Origin of the sequence: Alteromonas sp. CH_MED4-4, assembly GCF_037029575.1 — a bacterium.
In the GTDB taxonomy this organism is placed as follows: Bacteria; Pseudomonadota; Gammaproteobacteria; order Enterobacterales; family Alteromonadaceae; genus Alteromonas; species Alteromonas macleodii.
Genome location: NZ_JAYMEU010000020.1, coordinates 21,902 through 43,280, shown reverse-complemented (window position 1 = coordinate 43,280; position 21,379 = coordinate 21,902). Strand labels below are relative to the sequence as shown.

Below are 21,379 nucleotides of genomic sequence, written 5' to 3'. Positions count from 1 at the left end.
CTTTTCACTTCGACCTTATGCATTTTCTTAGCGTAAACTTCAGCGCAGAGTTTTTGACCTTCTTAAGCTTCACGAATTAGCGATTTTCTTACAAGGACCGTACATGCGAATTCATTCAATAGACGCCGTTAGAGGTTTAGCCATTCTTGGCATCTTATTCATGAACATTACGTTTCACCAAAACGGTTACGCTAACTATGCATTTTTTGAAGAGCCGCTATTATCAGACACGGTTATTTCACTTTTTAACACGCTGTTTTTGGATGGACGATTTCGCTCTCTGTTCTGCTTGTTGTTTGGTGCAGGTCTGGCAATTCAATTTGAGGCCTGTGAAAAGCGCGGACACCATTTTTTAGATTTCTCACAAGCCAGACTCAAGTGGCTGTTTGTATTTGGGCTACTGCATGGCGTATTTATTTTCAGCGGCGACATCTTGCTTTATTACAGCCTGTGCGCATTTTTTATTTTAAAACACTTCACGCTCCCTCAAGATGAACTCAAAAAGAAAAGTATTCATTACCTTATTGTGGGAAGCGCAATTATGTTAGTTGGTGGGCTCGTCATGGCGTTTGTGTTCGACATGGGGGCTGAACTGCCAACGCGACCCAATGAAACATTTAACGAAGAAGTGGCCTTGTGGCAAAGCGGCTACTTAACGCAACTTGGTATTCAAGCATCGTTTATGCTGTCTACGGTTATTGTCGCGCCATTCACTATGCTGTGGCAGTCTATGGGGCTTATGATGTTTGGCGCTTATTTGTATAGAGCAGGCTTTTTCAATCACGGCTTCTCGTCACTACTATTTAAGAAGTTAGTATTGGTTGCTATCGTCACATCCATCATTACTGCACTTCCGCAATTTTTATTCGAACAGGTAACATTAGATGTGATTCCCATGTTCACTAGCATTCCAGCCATTTTCTGTGCTTTGGTATACGCTCACCTATTGATAAATATAAGACATACTGCGGCGTGGTGGTATCAGTCGCTTATAAACTGCGGCAAAGTTGCGTTCACCCTCTACTTAACCCAATCAATAGCACTCGCTGTGCTATTTCGCATCGTCATGCCCGCTTATTTTCCGAACTTTATTTACAGCGTAACGTTGCTTGATTTGCTTCTGGTCACCATTGCCTTTACCGCAGTACAAGTTATTTTGGCGAACGCCATTACTAAGCGCTTCAACCAAGGTCCCTTTGAAGCCCTATGGCGAAAAATGTATTTGCGCAGTTTTCACAAAAAGCAAAAATTGAAACATGATGAAGTAGAGCAGCTCACCTGAGGCCATTTCGCTTGCATCTTGAAAATTGTGTCTATACTGAACGGTAAACGTAACCTAAATAAGTAGGCCAGCTAAGCTTTACTCAATGTTAAAGGTTAGCAGGTCCAATGGCTTTTCCTTAGCCATTGAGGTAAATAGGCATGATACAAAATCGACGTCGAGTAGGGCTATTTTCAATAGTAGCGGTGATGATAATTTGGCACCTTTTCTGTCAAGAAGCTTTTGGAAGTGTGTTGGACAGTGCGCAAACATCACAGCTCGCCCCTAGCAGTTACGAAGTTAAGATAGTCGAAAGTAGTGAGCTCGACTATGCCTCTCATGCCTATTACTCTGCATTGCTTAAATTAGCGCTCAGCAAAACAGAAAATCCTATTAAACCAACATATCTCGTAGAGAGTAGCGGTAACTTGGTTCAAGAACGCGTTCTGCGCCAACTAAACCAAGAAGGGGGAATTGACGTTTTTTGGACAGTGACGTCAAAACTACGTGAACAGCAAGCCATTCCGGTGCGGGTTCCTCTATTGAACGGAATCATGGGCTATCGCGTCTCTTTGATCCGCCAAAATACTTTACGTGAGTTTAACAATGTTCGTAGCGCGCCTGATCTAAAGCGGTTTGTTGCAGGTCAAGGTCACGACTGGCCCGATTTTCAGATTCTAGAGCACAACGGATTTACTACGTTAGGAACCAGTAATTACGACATTATCATTGAGCTTTTAAAGGCTGGTAGAATTGATTACTTTCCACGTGCGGCTCATGAGGCGGTGGTAGAGGCGAAATCACTAAACGACCCAGACATTATCATAGAGCCTTCAGTTTTATTGTATTACCCGTCTTACATGTTCTTCTTCGTTTCACAATCGAAACCTGAATTAGCGCAGCGCATAGAACGGGGATTAAATATTGCTCGACAAGACGGAAGCTTCGCCGCGTTATTTGAAAAATACATTAGTTTTAATGATATTGAAAAAGCGCTGAAGCTTTCAGAGAGAACCGTACTTAAACTTAATAATCCACACCTCTCCGAAGCGACGCTCGAGGCAACAGCATCAGAAGCCCAACAACTTGAGGTTGTACAATAGGTAGCTCGAATAGCACGTTATAAGACTACAGCATTCTTATCAGTGTTACTTCTCATCAAGGAAAGTACTCCATTGATTCAACCGCACATGTAAAGTGAGAGACTTTTAAAGTGCCTCTTCTGAAGCTGTATCCAAGTCCATATCTACTGCGACAAACAAAGTGCTTAAGCGCTTTACAGTTCGCAAAAATCCTCAACGAACGAATATCAAATGGTCGATTTTAGGTACTCACTACGTAGTAAGAGCATTGTTTATTTCGTGGAAATTATGCGTAGTGCATCCATCAACGTGGCTAAAAGCTGACGACACTGGCCTGTATTGCGAGCCAGGCCAGTTTTATATCGACCCTATGAATGAAGTGTCAACCGCACTTGTTACTCACGGCCACGCCGACCATGCGCGCGCCGGCCACCACAGTGTCTATGCCAGCGCAGAGACGCTAGCTATTATGAAAACCCGCTATGGCGATGATATGGCCTCACAACACCACGCTGTTACGCTGGGTGAGTCAGTAACATTTAATGATGTTAAGGTAACCTTTTTCCCCGCCGGACATATCTTAGGCTCTACTCAAATTCTTATCGAATATGCAGGTTATCGCGTTGTAGTTTCCGGCGACTACAAACGTCGCCACGATCCTACCTGCCCGCCGTTTGAAGTTGTCCCTTGCGATGTATTGATTACCGAGGCCACTTTTGGCCTTCCTGTATTTAAACATCCACCTATAGAGCACGAAATAGATAAGCTCCTTCACTCATTACGTGTTTTTCCCGAACGATGCCACCTTGTTGGTGCGTATGCCCTAGGGAAATGCCAGAGGGTTATTTTAGCGCTACGTGAAGCGGGGTACGAAAAGCCCATCTACTTACATGGTGCGCAGCTAAAGCTATGCGATTTATATGAACAGCTTGGAATAAGTCTAGGCGCTTTAATTCCTGTATCCGACGTCGCAGATAAAAAAGCACTGGCAGGTGAGATTGTATTAGCGCCCCCCTCGGCATTGGCCGACAGGTGGTCGAGAAGCTTACCCAATGTGCGCCCTGTTATGGCGTCTGGCTGGATGCAAATTCGCGCCCGTGCGAAGCAAAGAAATGCCGAACTACCGCTTATTATTTCCGATCACTGCGATTGGCCAGAATTATTACAAACCATTGAAGAAGTGAATCCCAAAGAAGTATGGGTGACCCACGGTAGAGAGGACGCGTTAATGTATCAAGCTGAAAAAATGGGGTTCAAAGCTAGGGCATTATCGCTTGTCGGCTACGATGAAGAAGAGCAAGGAGGCGACTAATGAAAGCATTTAGTAATTTGCTTGAGCAACTTTATTACACGTCGGGAAACAAAGCCAAAGCGCAACTCATTGCTGATTACATTGCCAACACACCTGACCCTGATCGTGGCTGGGCTATAGCCGCTATGGCCGGTACGTTGCGATTCGATTTTTTTAAGCGTAACACTGTGAAAAAGCTCATTACCGAACACACTGACTCTGCGCTTTTTGCAATGAGCTACGATTATGTGGGAGAGGTTAGCGAAACCGTGGCGCATTTATGGCCTTACAGTGAACCTACGGATAATCTTCCAAGTCTTACTGAAGTCGTAGAAACCTTTGCGTCTGTGAGTAAACAGAAGGTGTCGGAAACGCTAGCCAACTACCTGACGATAATGACCCCTGCACAGCGCTGGGCTTTATTGAAACTTGGCACCCGCGGATTGCGCATAGGCGTGTCGGCTCGCTCCATTAAACAAATACTGGCCGATTATGGCAATAAAGATATCAAAGAAATTGAAACGCTGTGGCACGCGGTTACACCACCCTACACCGACATGCTTGCTTGGCTAGAAGGCAAAGCTGACAAACCTGACATTGAAAATGCAGTTACTTTCCACCCCGTGATGCTCTCCCACCCTATTGAGGACAGCGATATTGATGCTTTTACGGAAAACACGTGGCAAATTGAAAACAAGTACGACGGTATTCGCGTTCAGCTTGCTGTTAAATCGGAGCCTATTGCCAGTAAATGCGCCACAAGAAAAGACCAGAACGATAACAAAAAAGGGCAAACAATAGATGAAGAGACGCCGGATAAGGCGCTTTTCTCACGCACAGGAGATGACATTAGCCATTCTTTTCCCGATCTACTTGAAACGGTAAAAGGAAATATGGTGCTAGACGGTGAACTACTGGTTATTCATAACGTAAAAGGCGACGCTTATGACGCTATGGCTTCACAGCCGAATGTCGACACATTCAATGCACTTCAGCAACGCCTCAACAAGAAAAAGCCAAGTAAAGCACTGCAAGCGTCTTCACCTGTTGGACTTATTGTCTACGATGCCTTGGTGCTAGATGGCAAAGATTTAACTGAGAAAACGTTGAAGGAACGTCGCCAGGCGCTCCACGAATGGTTTAACCATAACAAAAGCGAGCGCTTGTTTTTATCGGAAACCCTTTCTGCGAGCTCTCCTAAAAGCCTTCGTGAACTTCATGCCCGCGTTTGTCAAAATCGCGCGGTGGAAGGGTTGATGATAAAGCGCTTAGATAGCGAGTACATCCCCGGCCGTCCCAAAGGGGAATGGTTCAAGTGGAAGCGCGACCCGCTGGTGGTTGATGCGGTAATGATGTACGCACAGCGAGGGCACGGGAAACGATCGAGCTTCTATTCCGATTACACGTTCGGTGCATGGGAAGACGACCAACTTCTGCCAATAGGAAAAGCATATTCTGGATTTACCGACGAAGAACTTAAGAAGCTAGACAACTGGGTACGGCGCAATGCAGTGGGACGCTTTGGTCCTGTGCGGGAGGTAAAGAAAGATCTGGTGTTAGAAGTGGCTTTCGACGCGGTCCATCCTTCTTCAAGACATAAATCGGGGGTAGCGCTGCGCTTTCCTCGCATTCACCGTATTCGTTGGGATAAACCAGCCGCCGAAGCTGACACGCTAACCAACGTTAAAGCGTTAATCGAAAACTAACCACGTAAAAATACTTCCTAAGTAAGAAAAAATCGCTGAAAATGAAGTTTTACAGATGACCTCGGGCGGATTGCCTGAAGAACATAAAAATAGGAAATCGCCATGCCTAAGGCTAGTGAAATCAAAAAGAATAACACCGTGGTATTTGACGGTAAGACCTGCATAGTTAGAGATATAGAGCGCTCTGTACCCCAAGGTCGTGCAGGTGGCAGCATTTATCGCATGCGCATGTATGACGTCGTCACAGGTGCTAAGTACGACGAAACATTTAAAGACTCAGACACATTAGATATGGCTGATTTAATTCGTCGTCCGGCAATGTTTTCTTATGTTGATGGTGACGAATACATTTTCATGGATAAGGAAGACTACACGCCTTATCACTTGAACAAAGAAAGTATTGAAAATGAGGCGCTATTCATTAATGAAGACACCGACGGTATTCAGGTGGTTATCGTAAGTGAAGTGCCAGTAGCGTTAGATTTGCCAATGAGCGTAGAGCTTGAAGTTGTTGAGACAGACCCATCTATTAAAGGCGCCTCTGCTACGTCTCGAACCAAGCCTGCCACGCTTTCAACCGGACTGGTTGTACAGGTGCCTGAATACATCAGCACTGGCGAATGGATTAAGGTAAACACCGAGGAACGCAAGTTCCAAAGTAGAGCGGATAAGCACTAAGCAACCAATACATCAGCTGACGCCACCTTTGCCGGTGCGCAGCGATTGAAGAAAAAAGGGTTCATTTTGAACCCTTTTGTTTATCTTAAGATAATCGATACTTATTTAGCGATATTAGCCTGCGTTGGCAATGCGCTAAATGCACCATACTGCGTTACCGTGTAAGCACCACAGCGGATAGCAAATTCCGTAGCTTCGCTTACATTCTCGAAGTTCTCCGCCCACGCGTCGAAGTCATCAGCGCTTTTCACTTTTGTAGATAGGAAATATAAGAAGCCACCAATAAAAGAGTCACCCGCTGCCGTCGTGTCTTTTACATCCATTTTAGGTGACGCTAACGTGCCGCTGAAGGACTTGGTAATATAGTGAATGGGCTCACCACCATCGGTGACTAGCACCACTTTAACGCCACTATCTAACCACTGCTGAACCTTTGTATCAGCATTTTCTTCGCCATATAGCTCTGCGAGTTCTTCTCGGCTAGCCTTTAAAACAGACACTTTCTTTGCAGCTTCATCTATACGTGACGGCGCATTCGCTGTGTCATCCCAAAACGCTGGGCGATAGTTAATATCCAAACAAACCATCATGCCGTTTTCCTTCGCCTTGTTCAGAATAAACTCGGTACCAGGAATAAGTTCAGGGCCTGAAATAGAACCTGAGCAAAAATGAAGCACTGTATTTTTATCACAATCTATCGTCGACAAATCTTGCTCTGAAATGTGTTTATGCGCGGCATTATCAACATAAAAATCAAAAGAGCGTTCGCCGTCTGCATCCAAGTTTACAAATGCCAGAGCCGTATTACCTTCTTGTGTAGTCCACACGAAGTCAGTGTTTACTTTGTAATGCTCTAGCATTTCTTTAAGAAACGCGCCAAAAGTATCGTCACCTACTTTCGAGACCATCGCACTCTCACCACCTAGCTGAGCTACAGCGACTGCCACATTAGCAGGTGCACCACCCGCGTAGGGCTGGAAAGGTTTCATTGCTGGTATGTTGCCATCTTTGGGCGCAGCACCTTGGCTTAACATATCAATTAGCACTTCACCTAAACATAAAATCTTCATACCAGCCTCACTTAACAGAATTTAAAAATTGCAGCTTACCTATGCACAGTTCGCGCAAGGTTAACGAATCGTTAATTAATTGGGGCATAGTATTGTCGAAAGAATCAATTAAATCAACCTAATTGATTTAACCTTTTGCGCAAAAATCAACGGGTGTGATAGGGTTGACCTAGTACTGTCGAATAAAGTTATGTCTGAACAAGTACCTACACCATTTCTTAAATTTGATACACGGCTAGGTTGTTATTACACTCTAGCTTCTTAAAACGATAGATTGTAAATACATTGAATACTGAATCGGCCTTTCACCTGCCATCACAAAAAGCACCTACATTGCTTGATAGCCGCTCAGCGAATGAACGGGATATCCTTACCCTAATTCGCCAACGTTCTTCATTGCCTAAAGCTGAAATAGCACAGTTAACGGGGCTGTCTGCACAATCAGCGACAGTGATCATTAAAAAACTAGAGGCTGACGGCCTGGTAAGGCGACTAAAGCCAATCAAAGGCGGAGTAGGCCAGCCCAAGGTGCCGTTTGGTCTAAATGAAAACGGCGCGTTTGGTATAGGGCTGAAAGTAGGTCGACGAAGTTTCGATATGACGTTACTCGACTTGAAAGGCAATGTAAGAGCAACACTTCACGAGAAGTTTGCCTACCCGACCGTAAGCAATCTGCTTACCTTTGCAAAACGTGCTTTCAATGTACTCATTAAAAATTTGGATACCGACCAACAGCGCCTAATCCGAGGTTTAGGCGTTGCTATGCCCTTCGAAATTTGGAGTTGGGCAGAAGAAGCCGGAGCCCCAAAAACTGAATTGGAAGAGTGGAGAGAGTTTAATCCACAGGCGGCGTTGGAAGATTTATTATCACTGCCTGTTTTTATAAAAAATGATGCTGGAGCAGCGTGCAGCGCAGAGATGTCTTTCGGTAATTCCCAAAACTACAATAGTTTTCTTTACATCTTTGTTGGCACATTCTTAGGCGGTGGCCTGGTACTCAATAACCAGTTAGTTAATGGAAAAACAGGCAACGCTGGGGCCATTGGCTCTTTACCCTTTTACAATGGCAGTACACAAAGCCAGCTAATAACCCAGTCTTCACTTTATTTGCTGGAAAGAAAGCTAAACGACGCTGGGCACAACGGTCAGCATATTTATGAATCGCCATCCCACTGGTCTTGTGACACGCACTCAATAGAAGACTGGTTAAGCGAAACCGCCAGAGGATTGGCCTTTGCGACTCAATGTGCAATGAGCTTGTTAGACCTAGACGGCGTAATCATAGATGGCGCAATTCCTGATGATGTCAAAAACGCATTGGTCGCGCATACGCAAACCGCGATGGAGACGCTTGATATGCGTGGCCTTGCTCAGGTACACATAAGCGAAGGTCTTGTAGGCAGAAAAGCGCAATCCATTGGAAGTGCAAACCTAGCCCTTCAGGCAAATTATTACTAATCATCTCACATCTCAAAAGGTTTGGCTTTGGGCAGCATGAAAGAAGGAATGCATGACATTTTAATTTTAGATGGCGGCATGGGGCGAGAGCTGAAAAAGACAGGTGCGCCCTTTAAGCAGCCAGAGTGGTCAGCACTGGCACTAATGCAAACACCAGAATTAGTAAGTGATGTGCACAAACGTTTTCTTGAAGCTGGTGCCTGCGTTATTACCACTAACGCCTATGCGCTTGTACCTTTTCATATTGGGGAAAATACATTTAGGGAGCAGGCTTTTACTCTCGCTCAGAATGCGGCCGAACTCGCTCGAGGTGCAGTAAACGCACTAAAGAGCGATGGTGACAAGAGGCGATTTGTCGCGGGTAGCGTTCCTCCAGCTTTTGGTTCTTACCGCCCGGATTTATTTGATGCGAGCCGTGTAGCCGACATTCTCACCCCGCTTATTAAAGCCCAGGAGCCCTATGTTGATGTTTGGTTGATTGAAACTGCAAGTTCGGTAGAAGAAGCTAAAGCCGTGGTGTCACTTATAAAACAGCACTCTTCACTGCCTATATGGCTGTCATTCTCCGTTAGTAATCGAGAAACATCTAACGAGCCTGTGACATTGCGCTCAGGTGAGCTGCTAAGTGAGATAGAGTCATTATTGAGCGAAGTACAGAGCGTACTTTTCAATTGCTCGCAGCCCGAAGAGATGGAAGACGCTATTTCAATAACGCGAAGTTTAAATGCTTCGATTAATATTGGCGCTTATGCAAATAGCTTTTCTGAGAGAAAACGTACACACGCGGCCAACGCGCTACTTTCCGAAATACGTGACGATATAACCCCCGCCCGCTATGTTGAATACGTTAAGACTTGGGTGGCTGCTGGCGCAACCATCATCGGGGGCTGCTGTGGTATCGGCCCTGAACATATTAAAGCCATCAGCGACGTTTTTGGTCAATAAAAGTACTAAATAGACGTGGCTAGCTTTACAGCGCAAAGTCCTGTGTTTCGAAATACAATAGTGAGTATAAGTCGCATACTGCAAACGCCGCATTGAGCTGCTCCACACTAGGCACATGCGTTTCCGTTGGTTTTATCGCTGGTTCGCTACATCCTTTTACGAGTATTAACGCATCATAAGAAGGGCGTGTACCAATACTATGAACGTACAGTTGACTATCGCCAAGCTCAATGATTGACCATGAATTAGCGCTCGGATCATTAGGGGCATCTACATCGGCGAGTTGCCGTTTATACTGTTTTGACACTCGGCGTTTAAACAGCAACTCAACGAATGTCAGTTTCGATTCACTTAGCCACTGATTACCGCCTCGTTCAAAGTGCCCCTTAAAGAATTCCGCAGGAATAGAAAATTGCTCGCCATTAATGAGCTTATTTAAATCAAAAATAGCCGGCAACAGTGTAACCATGCTGCTCTGAGAAAAAGCGCCAGCGTGATCCAGATCTAAAGACTCAAGAACTAGCGCTTTATATGAACTGTCTATCTTGTAGATAAGTTGATAATCGTGTGGCGAGTAGTATAGCGGCAGATGACTAGCGTAGAGATCGGTACCATCGGAAAACACTACCATTCCGTGAGATCCAACTTTATCGTGATTAGCGTGTGTCGTGGCAACTGGCGCTAACTCGCGGCCGACGACATTCGCACTGGAGGCGGGTGTATTAATGAAAGTCACGAATATATATAAAGCAGTAAGATAGAGATATTTCATAAGGCGGCAAGTATGTTTGAAAGGCTACTGTGGCAATACTGACATTCAATTCACATACAGTTAAGCTACAATTAAGATTCAATTAATTCCCAATTGGAAGCAATTTAGCGATGCACTTATGGATATTGAAGACTTAAGAAAATTTATTGTTGTTGCGCAATATGAGAACTTGAACAAGGCGTCCCAGCATTTATCAGTGACCACAGGCGCGTTGTCTAAAGTAGTAAAGCGCATAGAGCATAAATTGGAGGTGCAAGTATTTGACCGAGTAGGTAAACATATTCGACTCAACCAACGGGGTAACAAATTTCTGCTTTATGCCACTCATCTTGTGCACGAAGCCGATCAAGCGCTCAGTGAGTTTAGAGGAAGTACTGCTGTATACAACGTTACAGTTGCTGGCCCATCGCTATTGCTTCAATACTACTTACCTACGTTGCTTTCCAAGCCCTCTTTTTTACAAACTCACTTTCACGTAAATATTAATGCTTGTTGGGAAGGTAAAGCGCTGGATAGTGTGTCAAAAGGAGGAAGCGATCTCGCTATTGCCACCTCTTTTGCGATGGAAGAACGAGAGAAAGACCCTTCTCTTCATCATATATCGCTAGGTTCGTCTACATATGTGGTCGCTGCAGCGGAAAACCACGCTGCGGTAACTGAAGCAAAGAACGGCGCATTAACAAGTCAAAGTTTGTACGGTTACGCATTCGCCTGCCCTGATGTTTCGCCCTTTTGTGGAATAAAACGCGGCATCGGTTCTGATGGATGGAGAGACGACAAAGTGCCCCGCTCAATTCGCTATCGATGTAATGATTTTGGCACGCTGATATCCATTGTTCGACAAGGACTGGCCTTGGCCTACGTGCCTGACTTCATAGCAAAAAGCCATAACCTTACTAGCGTCGATGTATTAGGTTATGACTTTTATCATACGGAGCACTTCGAACTTGTTTACAAACCTAGCATGGCATCGGGATGGCTCAACCGGTTTGTCGACTCAGTTAAAAGCGCTATTTCGTAACAACATTTTTAGCCCCTTTGATCAGTGCTTCTCTGTCAATTTTATTAGGGACTTCCACTCCACGCCGTGCGGCTGGCCTCGCTTCAATACTGTTTTTCCAACGGGTTAAGTTGTCTAACCCTTCTATGCTTACACCAGACCATTCATAGGTACGCACCCAACACCAGTTCGCCATGTCAGCAATACTGTAGTCGTCGACCAAATACTCTCGATTTTCTAGCCTCCCATCAAGCACAGTAAATAGGCGGCGTACTTCGTTCTGATAACGTGCTATCGCCACTGGAATTTTTTCTTCTAGGTAGCGGTGGAACACATTAGCTTGGCCCATCATTGGGCCTATGCCTCCCATCTGAAACATGACCCACTGTAAAACCTGGCTTTTTCGCTTTGCGTCGGAGGGTAAAAACATACCGCTTTTTTCTGCGAGATAAATCATGATAGCGCCAGACTCAAACACGATGTGACCGTCGGCTTCTCTATCCACAATTACAGGAATGCGGCCATTGGGGTTCATTGCCAAAAATTCAGGAGTTTTCTGCTCTCCCTTCATCAGGTTTACGGCATGGGCGGTGTATTCAAGCCCCATTTCTTCAAGCGCTACCGACGCTTTCCAACCGTTCGGTGTGGCTGCGGTGTATAAATCTATCATTAGGCTTTTGCACTCTCTCTGTTACTTACCGCCTCATACCAGCGCGCCAGATTGACATGCTCGTCAGTCATACGAATTTTTACCACACGGGCGAAATCCATAGCGCATAACGCGGTTATATCAGCAATAGAAAAGGTGTCACCAGCAATAAACTCTTTAACACCAAGTCGACGCTCTAAAATGTTCAAATATTTCGACGCATTAATACCCGCTTCCTTACCGAATTCAGGAACCGGCGTCATACGATCTTTAAAGTAGCCTGTAGTATGTTGAAAACACATACCAATTTGCATCATAAACGCGAACTCTACTTGTCGTTGCCACATAGAAATAGTCGCTTTTTCAACGGGCGTTGTTCCCATTAGCGGTGGCTCTGGCTGCAGTGCTTCAAAATACGTACAAATGGCATCGGTTTCGGCAATACAGGTGCCGTCATCAAGCTCTAAAATAGGTATCTTTCCCAGCGGGTTCTTCGCGCGCATTTCCGCAGTTAGATTTTCACCCTTTTGAATGTCGACCTGAACGTAGTCAACGTCAATGCCCTTCTCAGCCAAAAACATTCGTACTCGACGTGGGTTGGGCGCAGTCTTTGTTTCGTAGATTTTCATAATGATGATTACGGGCCTTATGGTGATTAGTCAGGAATTGTAATAACCCAAGATTAGTAACTGTGCAGTACGCTTTCAAATCACTCTGTATATGACTCATACTATTCAGCGCCTTTATGGTTATACCTCTGTGTTTTTCGCAGATAATTAACCAGTTGCAGGTCTTGAACCAGCTCTATCTAGATGCAGCTACAGCGCTGTGAGTACTTTAAGACGCTTTATTTCATTGTCAGTAAAATGGGCAGATTGATACTCTTGCAGTGCTTTTTCTATTGCGTTTGAATCAAGAGATTGCTGGACCAAGTTATCGCGGAATGTTTTGTATTCGGCAATTCTGTTTTGCCACTGAGCTTGTTGTGCCCATGTTTTGGAAAAGCGTTCTGCAACTTCGCTACCAAATTCAGCCGCCACTGCGTTATAGCGATCGTTAATAGTGCTGTGGTTGTTTTTTATTTCGTTTATTCGATGCATATTAAGCGTGGGCTGGAAGGCTTCACGTTCGGCGGAGTTTCCCGCTTTAATTGACTCGACGATAAGGGCCTTTCTTTCGTCTCTGGATAAGGTGTTTTCTTGGGCAACACTTAAACGTGCTAGCGCCGCCTCATCTACCTGCGCTTCTTGACTAAACAGATAGTGATATTCAGTATTATTAAAGTAAGTTCGTCTAATTTCCTCTCGCTCATCTAGCTTAAACGACACATCCTGCAAGCTGTGACTGGCAAGGTCGACGTCCAATTCAACCAAAGACAGCGCTACTTTGTAATCGACATACCGGGCAAATAAGTCGATTGCGTCACCTTGCGTGCTGAGTGTGAATACTTCATGAGCATGGGTTGTGTAGGCAAGTTTCACTGCTTGCGGCACTTCTGAGGTGCGTGCAAATACGAAGCGATCGAAAGCGTCTTTGGTCGAGTAATTGAGTTCAAAGGGAATGAGATCAGCTGCAATATCAGTGTCACTATCCCGATGACTACCTACATCAGTTACTTGATGTACTGCACCGCCTCCTTCTAACTCATATTCTCCGGCTTTCGCTTGTTCACCTAAGGATGAGCGTTGACTGAAAATTTCTGAATTAGAGGTTTGGGATTCAGACGCTAACTGGTTGTAAAGAATAGCACCGAATACTAAGAGGGCGAGCAGCCCTCCTAGTATTGGAAAAACACGGCGTAATTGACGCTTCTCCACTACAGTCCTAAGCCTTTCAGTCGGTTAGCCTGACGAACAAAAACGTCAACTGGGTCGGTTTCAAACCAGTGCGTTATGCCAAAGCTCTGGTTGACTTCATCAAGGTGGTTCATTTTATAGTTGTCTTTAAGTACTTTGCCTAAATGAGAACTACAGGTCGATACTAGCCCATCGTTTGGCTCTTTGAATGCGGTGCCAGTAATAGCTAAGAATGGGTCAACTACATCAAGTGCATTGGTGTAAGTTCTGCCTCCGCTCCACGAGAAATAGTACACGCCATTTTCAGCCAACATTTTTCCATCGTTGCGGCAGTAGGCAGTAGGCATCCCTTCTGGATATTTTTGATTGAAAGCAACAGAGCCAGACGTAGACAATGAATTAAGCGCAGCGATTGAATCTGTAGGTTTGTCTCGCGGATCTGACCCAGAGGCAATCTCGATGATATTGGCGAACGCATTAACTACAACGCCCGCAGCACCCTCGCCCACTGAACCTTCAGAAAAAGCGTCTCGTAGTTCATCTGCCACTTTGCTTCCCCAGTTTACGCCGGCAACTGAACTTACCGAAGCAACCTTATCTGGGGCAACGCTTGCGGCGTAACGTGCCGTTGGACCACCGTGACTGTGTCCAATTAAATTCACTTTGTCAGCTCCTGATAGCGCCAGAACTTCATCAATGTAATCGAGTAACTGTTCACCGCGGACTTCGGTCGAGTTTGCTGGTGAGACCTCTGCGATATAGACAACAGCGCCGTTTCGGCTAAGTTTGTGCGGTACCTTATAGAAATAATCAACAAATAAGATATCTTCGAACCCAAACAGACCGTGAACTAACACAATAGGGTGCTTGGTTTTTGCGTAGGTGCCAGCGTAGGCTTGGCCAGACAAGCCTAATGTCATACTGAACAAAGCTAATAACACGGCGAATTTACCGAGCCATGGTTTTGTAGAGCGTATTCTTATAGAGCGTAAGTGGTTATATAGTGTCATCGAGTGTGTCCCATAATTATGGTTATATGTGGTCTGTGGTCAGACCTTTGTTATAATTATGTAAACACCATGTAAAGATCAACCTTTGTGTGAAATCTTTAATAAAGGCTTTTACTGTGTATAGGCAAATTTTCGACGGAGTTAGTTACTATTAGTCAGTTAATTCAGAAAGATAGCGTCAGGTATGAAGTATGTTAACCCATACCATTTGCACTAAACATACAGGACATAAATAACACTTATAGTCGCTTATTTATGTTTGGAATATGCTTGAATGTAGTTTACCGCTAGGCTCGAAGTGGTTAGCCACTCTCCTTTAAGTGGGTTTAGCCTCATACCGACCTGATACTTAAGGGTAAACTCATTTCCAATCCAGCGTTTTAATTCGCAGGGCTTAACAAATTTCTTCCAGTCATGGGTTCCTATTGGTAAGTAGCGCATTACGTATTCCGCTCCCACTATGGCAACAACATAACTTTTCAGCGTGCGGTTCAGCGTCGCCAAAATCAGGAGGCCACCCGGCTTAACCAAACTTGCGCACTCGCGCATAAGCTGCTGCTGGTCAGGCACGTGCTCAACAACTTCGGCGTTAATTACCACATCATATTGCCGACCTTCTTCTACTACCTCGCTTGAGAGTTTATGCTGATAGTCTACCTTTACTCCTGTATTTTGAGCATGGCGCCTTGCCACTTCTACGCTCACCGCACTGGCATCTATTCCCGTAACTTGAGCGCCTAATTTTGCTAGCGGTTCGCTTATTAGCCCACCGCCACTGCCAATATCTATCACTGATAAGGCGGAATAATCGGGAGGCAAGTTGCCCTGACCGAAATGATTTTCTATTTGTGCTTTTATAACGTTTAGTCTTGCCCGATTAAAATCCAGCGCGGTTTTGTATTTGCCTTCTGGGTCCCACCAAGAGTCAGCCAGCGCATCGAAGCGCGCAATCTCTTGTTCAGAAAAGTTACTGTCGCCTGTTTTTTTGCTTTTATCGAGCACGATTTTTTACCTTAAAACGTAGTTACCGTAGCGCTTATTGTTGACCCTTGTCGAGCAGGGTCATAAGGTGGATAGATAAGGTTCTATTCATCCTAAATTCGCTACTTGGCGATTTGAATAAGACATACCTATTAAACCATACGTTGTAAAAGAGGGTTCTGATTTTGGCGAACGCAAAAAATGTTTATGGACGCCCACTCCAGCTATGCTGTGGAAATACTGGATTTACGCGAGAAGGGTTTTGCTATGTACCAGACGCTGATGTGGGTAATCACAGCGTATGCGCGGTTGTCACTGACGAATTTCTTCAGTTTTCGCTACGACAAGGCAACGACCTCATCACGCCGTGGCCTAGTATGACATTTCCTGGCCTGTTAGCAGGTGACAGATGGTGTTTGTGTGCCGCTCGCTGGCTACAAGCCTATGAGGCAGGTGTAGCGCCGAAAGTACGCTTGGAAGCCACACATGAAAAAGCGTTAGACATTATTCCACTTTCACTGCTAGAAGAGTACGCGGCAGATTAATCTAAACCTGCCGCCTCGCCCTCGAATGCTTATATTCGCACTATTGCGCGAACATCGCTTGATTGAGCAGTGAAGCTCAATCTACTACTGAGGAGTACGAATTACCATAAGGCGAGTCTCAGACATATCTTCAATCGCATAGCGAATACCTTCGCGCCCTAGACCTGAGTCCTTCACGCCACCATAGGGCATGTTGTCCACCCGCCAGCTAGGTACATCTCCAATGACCACACCACCAACGTCAAGCACGTCCCATGCTTTGTTCGCTTTGTATATATCGCGGGTAAACACACCTGCTTGAAGTCCGTAGCGGCTGTTATTTACTTCTTCAAGCGCTTCATCATAGTCATCGAATGGCACCAGAATAGATAGAGGGCCAAACGCTTCTTCGGCACTGGCATCACAATCCTTTGGTACATTTTCCATTACCGTAGCCTCAAGCATGGCGCCGTCTCGCGTTCCGCCGCATAGAATGGTGGCACCTTTCTCTTTTGCTTCTTCAATCCAGCCGTGAAGGCGCTCTGCTTCGCCTTCTGAGATCATAGGGCCAATAAAGGTGTCTTCATTAGACGGGTCGCCAGACACTAACGCTTTCACTTTTTCCACATAGCGCGACTTAAACTCATCGTAAATTTTGCTATGCACTAAAAGGCGCTGAACACTTATACAACTTTGCCCTGATTGATAATAAGCTCCGACAATTACCCGGTCGATGGCGTCTTCAATATCGGCATCTTCATCAACTACGCATGCGGCGTTACCGCCAAGCTCCAATACCACCGGCTTCTTTCCTGCTTTTGCTTTAAGCGCCCAGCCCACATCAGGTGAACCTGTGAAGCTAAGCAGCTTTAGTCTTTCATCAGTAGTGAATAAGTCAGCGCCGTCGCGGCTACAAGGTAGAATAGAAAATGCGCCTTTGGGTAAGTCGGTTTCAGCTAATACCTCACCAATAATGAGCGCACCAATAGGGGTTCGCGAGGCAGGCTTAAGTACAAAAGTACAGCCTGCTGCGATCGCAGGAGCCACCTTATGCGCAGCCAAATTCAGAGGAAAATTAAACGGCGATATAAATGAACATGGACCTATAGGGACCTTCTTGGTCATGCCCTGATAACCTTTGGCGCGCGCCGAGATTTCTAAATTCACCACCTCGCCGTTAATACGCACTGATTCTTCTGCCGCTATTTTGAAGGTATCGATAAGACGGCTGACTTCGCCCTTAGCGTCTTTAATTGGCTTACCAGCCTCTATACAAAGCGCTTGTGCCAACTCATCGGCTCTTTCGGTAAAGCACTTCACACAGTGCTCTAGCACCGCTTGTCTTTCGAAAGGAGCCATGGCGGCCATCGCAGGCTGCGCTTCTTCTGCTGCAGCAATGGCCTTATCGATGGTATCCGCATCGGCCATCGCCACCTTGGTTGCTACCTCTCCGGTGTATTTATTAGTTACGTCCAAGTCGGTATTGGCATAATGTGGCTCACTCGCTAAATAATAGGGATAGCTTTCCTTCAACATTTTTTACTCCTTACCTTTCTGTTACGTTTGGCTTAAAGCTTGGCGCTAAGCTCTTTAATCGTATGATTTAGTGTTTTGTCATTCATACTGTAATCAACTGGACAATCGATAATATGTACGCCTTTTGTGTTCAAACACTTATCAACTAAGTGAATAAGTACATCCGCGTCGTCAACTCTCCAGCCCTGTGCGCCGTAACTTTGTGCGTATTTAACAAAGTTGGGGTTGCCATAATCTAAACCAAACTCATCGAACTGCATGTTTGCTTGTTTCCACTTGATCATTCCGTACGCATCGTCGCGCAAGATGATCACCACAAGGTCAAGCTTAAGCCTAACGGCAGTCTCAATTTCTTGGCTATTCATCATAAAGCCGCCATCGCCGCATACGCTTACCACAGGGACATCGGGCTTTACTAGTTTGGCTGCTATAGCTGATGGCAAACCGGCTCCCATTGAAGCCAGTGCGTTATCTAAAAGCAGAGTATTCGGATGATATGCGGGGTAATTTCGGGCAAACCATATTTTATATACGCCGTTGTCTAACGTAACAATGCCGTTATCAGGCATAACTTTACGAATATCGCGTACAAGACGTTCTGGTAAGATAGGGAATCGATTATCGTCTTCTGCTTCAGCACGGTGGTCTACATAGGCTTGATGCACATCTTTGTAGAAGTCGAGTTTCCAACTGTCTTGTGGAGTAATGCCTTCTTTTATTTGCCAGATGCTGTTAGCAATATCTCCAACGACTTCGAGTTGCGGGAAGTAAACAGGGTCTACGGCAGCCGAATCAAAGTTGACATGAATCACTTTTTTATCGTTGTGATGCATAAAGAACGGTGGCTTTTCTACCACATCATGGCCTACGTTGATAATAAGATCGGCACGCTCTATTGCCCTGTGTACAAAGTCACCGTCAGACAGAGCAGTATTCCCTGCGAAACGCGGATCGCTTTCGTTTAGTACCCCTTTACCCATTTGGGTGGTAACAAATGGAATGCAGGTTTTATCAACAAACTCCCTGAGCATTTTCGCTGTTAGCTTTCTGTTTGCTCCGGCGCCAATCAATAACAAAGGTGACTGGGCTTCTTCAATCATAGTAACCGCAGCAGCAATTGCTTTGTATTCGGCGATAGGTCGACGGGCCATGCTAGGTGTTAGTATTTGGGCACTGGTTTGTTCTGCGGCAATGTCTTCTGGCAGTTCAATGTGTACAGCGCCCGGACGCTCTTCATGGGCTAGACGAAATGCCTCTCGCACAGTAGAAGGAATTCTATCGCCACTCACAATCTGGTTGGTGAATTTAGTGATCGGCCGCATCATGTCAACGATGTCGATAACTTGAAAGCGACCTTGTTTGCTGGTTTTGATCGGCTTTTGCCCAGTAATCATCAACATTGGCATAGCGCCAAGTTGAGCATAAGCCGCGGGAGTAACTAGATTAGTGGCCCCAGGTCCTAAGGTCGAAAGGCACACTCCCACTTTTCCGGTAAGCCTGCCGTAAGTAGCAGCCATAAAACCAGCACCTTGCTCGTGACGCGTCAGCACCAGTTTAATAGAGGACTCGCGCAACGACTCAAGTAAGTCGAGGTTTTCTTCACCTGGGATACCAAAGACGTATTCCACGCCTTCTGCTTCTAACGCTTTAACAAATAAATCGGACGCTTTCATGTGCTGCACGCTCCTTGTAATTTGAGCAGAAAATAAAGTTCTTATTAGTTGTGCTACGAAACAATGCTGCGAATGGGTTTACTGTGCGTAATAAAATGCCCGTTGCTGACGGGCATGTTAAAAAATAGTGTATAGAAGAGAAAAAGGAAGTCTAATCACTGATTATTATGCGCTTGTATGCGAGCAAAGAACCATCTTCGTTTTGTGACACACTAAATGTATATTCATTGAAGTCACTGCCAAACACTGTATCTTGCCCCAGCAACGTGTCTGGCTCACCCCGGTGACTGTAGTCGGGATGATTGGTACAAATGTCTTGGCAAAAGCTATCGGAATAGCGTAGATATTCGGGTATTAAACCTAGGTTATTCAGCACTCCATTCGGATAGTGCCTTCTGTGTTACTTTATCTACCTCATGTTTATTTTCGCTTATCCACCAGCGCTCCATAATACGGACATTTTTCTGATTGGCTTTATAAAATATATCCACAATGTCGCCAACAAATGGAATAAAACCTAAGCCAAAGTCGATTGCTGAGTTTTTTACCATTTGAGCTATTAGCGCTTTGGGCATACCCAATGATTTTCCCAGCCAAACTATTCGAAGTGAAACGAAGAGCATCAGCGCGTCACCGGCTCCTGGGATAACGCCCACGATTGAATCCAAGCCTATTCTTATTGGGATAAAAGGGAGCTTTACAGCAGTATCCAGCAAGTTCGCCAGTTTTTGCGCTTTAAGTAGTGCCTTTGGTGCTTTGCCTTCCACGACCTTATCTCCCTTTCAATATACTAAATGCGCCACCAAGGGTGATTTCCCTATTGGTTTTCCTCGAAACGTTTACTGTCAGCTTTTCAAACGCTACTTTTCAGCGCCTAACGCTCTTGCTAAGCCTGCGCGCAAACCGTTGTCCGACTGTACTGTCCACCCATGCAGGTTTTCTTGCACTATGTCAAAAAGCACGTCTATATGTTCTTTGTCACTGTTAAGTGCCGCGATGTATTCATAGCGCTCACCACCAGCTTCCATAAAGTACTCGCGATTCTCTTCACCAATTTCTTCAATAGTTTCCAAGCAATCGGCTGAGAAGCCAGGGCACATAACCTGAATGGATTTCACCCCTTTTTCAGGTAAAGACTTTAACGTTTCATCTGTATACGGTTTCAACCACTCTTCTCGACCAAAACGAGATTGGAAGGTTGTCATATATTCGTCGTGTGAAAGGCCAAGTTTCTCGGCAAGCAAGCGCGACGTTTTGTGGCACTCGCAGTGATAGGGGTCACCATTCATTAAATAGCGCTTGGGAATACCGTGGTAAGACAAAATAAGCTTGTCCGCCCTTCCATGGGTTTCCCAATGCGCTTTTACTTTGTTCGCCAGCGCGGTAATGAAATTATCGCGGTCGTGATAGTGATTCACGAAGCGAAGTTCTGGGAGCCAACGGCGAGAGGTGAAATCCTTAGCGATAGCATCAAATGTGGAGCCAGTTGTCGACGCGCTGTATTGAGGGTAAAGCGGTAAAACGACGAGTTTGCGTACGCCTTTTTCCAACATGGACTCGATGGTATCACCAATGGCGGGCTTGCCGTAGCGCATGGCAAAATCAACAATTACGTCATCGCCATATTGGGCTTTACAGCGTTCAGCAATAGCTGATGCTTGCGCTTTAGTAATAGCCATAAGTGGAGAGCCTTCTTCCGTCCATACGGTGGAATAAGCCTCTGCCGAGCGCTTGGGGCGAAAGTTTAGAATAATACCATTTAATACAAACCACCAAATCGCTTTAGGCACTTCCACAACCCGCGGGTCAGAAAGAAACTCTTTCAAATAAGGGCGTAACGCCTGCTTAGTTGGCGCTTCCGGTGTCCCCAAATTCGTTACCAGTACGCCAATTTTATCTGGTTGCCCGTGAGTAAAACCTTTGTTCGATTTGTATTTCATGTATTCA

General features: G+C 45.4%; 21 protein-coding genes. 9 read left to right on the top strand and 12 right to left on the bottom strand.

Annotated features, from left to right (window positions below; translation table 11 throughout):
* The first annotated feature begins 103 nt into the window (after positions 1-103).
* The 5 genes from WA381_RS14165 (at position 104) to efpL (ending at position 6,018) form a co-directional block, all read left to right on the top strand.
* Entirely contained in the window at positions 104-1,282 is a 1,179-nt protein-coding gene (locus WA381_RS14165; protein WP_156078944.1) for a DUF418 domain-containing protein, read from the top strand.
* A 140-nt stretch (positions 1,283-1,422) separates the two neighbouring features.
* Positions 1,423-2,364, top strand: coding sequence for a transporter substrate-binding domain-containing protein (locus WA381_RS14160; protein ID WP_231506583.1), 942 nt, complete (start codon positions 1,423-1,425; stop codon positions 2,362-2,364).
* A 274-nt stretch (positions 2,365-2,638) separates the two neighbouring features.
* A complete protein-coding gene (locus WA381_RS14155) occupies positions 2,639-3,655 on the top strand; it encodes a ligase-associated DNA damage response exonuclease (protein WP_041693872.1) in 1,017 nt (338 codons plus the stop codon).
* Positions 3,655-5,340, top strand: a complete 1,686-nt coding sequence (locus tag WA381_RS14150) for a cisplatin damage response ATP-dependent DNA ligase (RefSeq protein ID WP_156078945.1) — start codon at positions 3,655-3,657, stop codon at positions 5,338-5,340. The genes WA381_RS14155 and WA381_RS14150 overlap by 1 nt, the downstream gene beginning before the upstream one ends.
* Positions 5,341-5,442: 102 nt before the next feature.
* Positions 5,443-6,018: an elongation factor P-like protein EfpL gene (gene efpL, locus WA381_RS14145; RefSeq protein ID WP_014951071.1), complete on the top strand. Its 576-nt coding sequence runs from the start codon at positions 5,443-5,445 to the stop codon at positions 6,016-6,018.
* Positions 6,019-6,119: 101 nt separating this feature from the next.
* On the opposite strand, the gene WA381_RS14140 is transcribed toward efpL, so the two are convergent.
* Positions 6,120-7,088 (bottom strand): carbohydrate kinase family protein, encoded by a 969-nt coding sequence (locus WA381_RS14140; RefSeq protein WP_014951072.1) that lies wholly within the window; start codon positions 7,086-7,088, stop codon positions 6,120-6,122.
* A 285-nt stretch (positions 7,089-7,373) separates the two neighbouring features.
* Between WA381_RS14140 and WA381_RS14135 the strand changes: the two genes are divergently transcribed.
* Positions 7,374-8,546, top strand: coding sequence for an ROK family transcriptional regulator (locus WA381_RS14135; RefSeq protein ID WP_101566185.1), 1,173 nt, complete (start codon positions 7,374-7,376; stop codon positions 8,544-8,546).
* Positions 8,547-8,582: 36 nt separating this feature from the next.
* On the top strand, positions 8,583-9,491 hold the full coding sequence (locus tag WA381_RS14130; protein WP_101566187.1) for a homocysteine S-methyltransferase family protein: 909 nt from the start codon (positions 8,583-8,585) through the stop codon (positions 9,489-9,491).
* Positions 9,492-9,516: 25 nt separating this feature from the next.
* Here the strand turns inward: WA381_RS14130 and WA381_RS14125 are convergent, their stop codons facing one another.
* The gene (locus tag WA381_RS14125; protein ID WP_156078946.1) at positions 9,517-10,263 is read right to left on the bottom strand and encodes a hypothetical protein; all 747 of its coding nucleotides are present in this window, start codon (positions 10,261-10,263) and stop codon (positions 9,517-9,519) included.
* A 118-nt stretch (positions 10,264-10,381) separates the two neighbouring features.
* On the opposite strand from WA381_RS14125, the gene WA381_RS14120 reads away from it, so the two are divergent.
* The gene (locus WA381_RS14120) at positions 10,382-11,284 is read left to right on the top strand and encodes a LysR family transcriptional regulator (RefSeq protein WP_039229262.1); all 903 of its coding nucleotides are present in this window, start codon (positions 10,382-10,384) and stop codon (positions 11,282-11,284) included.
* On the opposite strand, the gene WA381_RS14115 is transcribed toward WA381_RS14120, so the two are convergent.
* The 5 genes from WA381_RS14115 to ubiG all read right to left on the bottom strand — a co-directional run bounded on the left by WA381_RS14115 (position 11,274) and on the right by ubiG (position 15,720).
* Entirely contained in the window at positions 11,274-11,933 is a 660-nt protein-coding gene (locus tag WA381_RS14115; RefSeq protein WP_014951077.1) for a glutathione S-transferase family protein, read from the bottom strand. The two genes, WA381_RS14120 and WA381_RS14115, sit on opposite strands and share 11 nt — an antisense overlap.
* Positions 11,933-12,541 carry a glutathione S-transferase family protein gene (locus tag WA381_RS14110; RefSeq protein ID WP_014951078.1) on the bottom strand — a complete coding sequence of 203 codons (609 nt, stop codon included), beginning with the start codon at positions 12,539-12,541 and terminating at the stop codon, positions 11,933-11,935. The genes WA381_RS14115 and WA381_RS14110 overlap by 1 nt, the downstream gene beginning before the upstream one ends.
* A gap of 189 nt (positions 12,542-12,730) precedes the next feature.
* A complete protein-coding gene (locus tag WA381_RS14105) occupies positions 12,731-13,729 on the bottom strand; it encodes a lipase secretion chaperone (RefSeq protein WP_101566191.1) in 999 nt (332 codons plus the stop codon).
* Positions 13,729-14,718: an esterase/lipase family protein gene (locus tag WA381_RS14100; RefSeq protein ID WP_101566193.1), complete on the bottom strand. Its 990-nt coding sequence runs from the start codon at positions 14,716-14,718 to the stop codon at positions 13,729-13,731. The genes WA381_RS14105 and WA381_RS14100 overlap by 1 nt, the downstream gene beginning before the upstream one ends.
* A gap of 249 nt (positions 14,719-14,967) precedes the next feature.
* On the bottom strand, positions 14,968-15,720 hold the full coding sequence (gene ubiG, locus WA381_RS14095; RefSeq protein ID WP_101566195.1) for a bifunctional 2-polyprenyl-6-hydroxyphenol methylase/3-demethylubiquinol 3-O-methyltransferase UbiG: 753 nt from the start codon (positions 15,718-15,720) through the stop codon (positions 14,968-14,970).
* A gap of 164 nt (positions 15,721-15,884) precedes the next feature.
* Here ubiG and WA381_RS14090 point away from each other — a divergent pair, with 164 nt between their 5' ends.
* On the top strand, positions 15,885-16,244 hold the full coding sequence (locus WA381_RS14090; RefSeq protein WP_014951082.1) for a DUF2237 family protein: 360 nt from the start codon (positions 15,885-15,887) through the stop codon (positions 16,242-16,244).
* An 84-nt stretch (positions 16,245-16,328) separates the two neighbouring features.
* On the opposite strand, the gene WA381_RS14085 is transcribed toward WA381_RS14090, so the two are convergent.
* The 5 genes from WA381_RS14085 to hemH all read right to left on the bottom strand — a co-directional run bounded on the left by WA381_RS14085 (position 16,329) and on the right by hemH (position 21,372).
* Complete coding sequence (locus tag WA381_RS14085) at positions 16,329-17,759, bottom strand: aldehyde dehydrogenase family protein (protein ID WP_156078947.1); 1,431 nt, start codon at positions 17,757-17,759, stop codon at positions 16,329-16,331.
* 32 nt (positions 17,760-17,791) lie between these two features.
* Entirely contained in the window at positions 17,792-19,432 is a 1,641-nt protein-coding gene (locus tag WA381_RS14080) for an acetolactate synthase large subunit (protein ID WP_014951084.1), read from the bottom strand.
* A gap of 151 nt (positions 19,433-19,583) precedes the next feature.
* A complete protein-coding gene (locus tag WA381_RS14075; RefSeq protein ID WP_231506584.1) occupies positions 19,584-19,808 on the bottom strand; it encodes a hypothetical protein in 225 nt (74 codons plus the stop codon).
* Positions 19,798-20,199: a DUF4112 domain-containing protein gene (locus tag WA381_RS14070; protein WP_156078949.1), complete on the bottom strand. Its 402-nt coding sequence runs from the start codon at positions 20,197-20,199 to the stop codon at positions 19,798-19,800. The genes WA381_RS14075 and WA381_RS14070 overlap by 11 nt, the downstream gene beginning before the upstream one ends.
* Positions 20,200-20,292: 93 nt before the next feature.
* Entirely contained in the window at positions 20,293-21,372 is a 1,080-nt protein-coding gene (hemH, locus tag WA381_RS14065) for a ferrochelatase (RefSeq protein WP_014951087.1), read from the bottom strand.
* Positions 21,373-21,379: the final 7 nt, after the last annotated feature.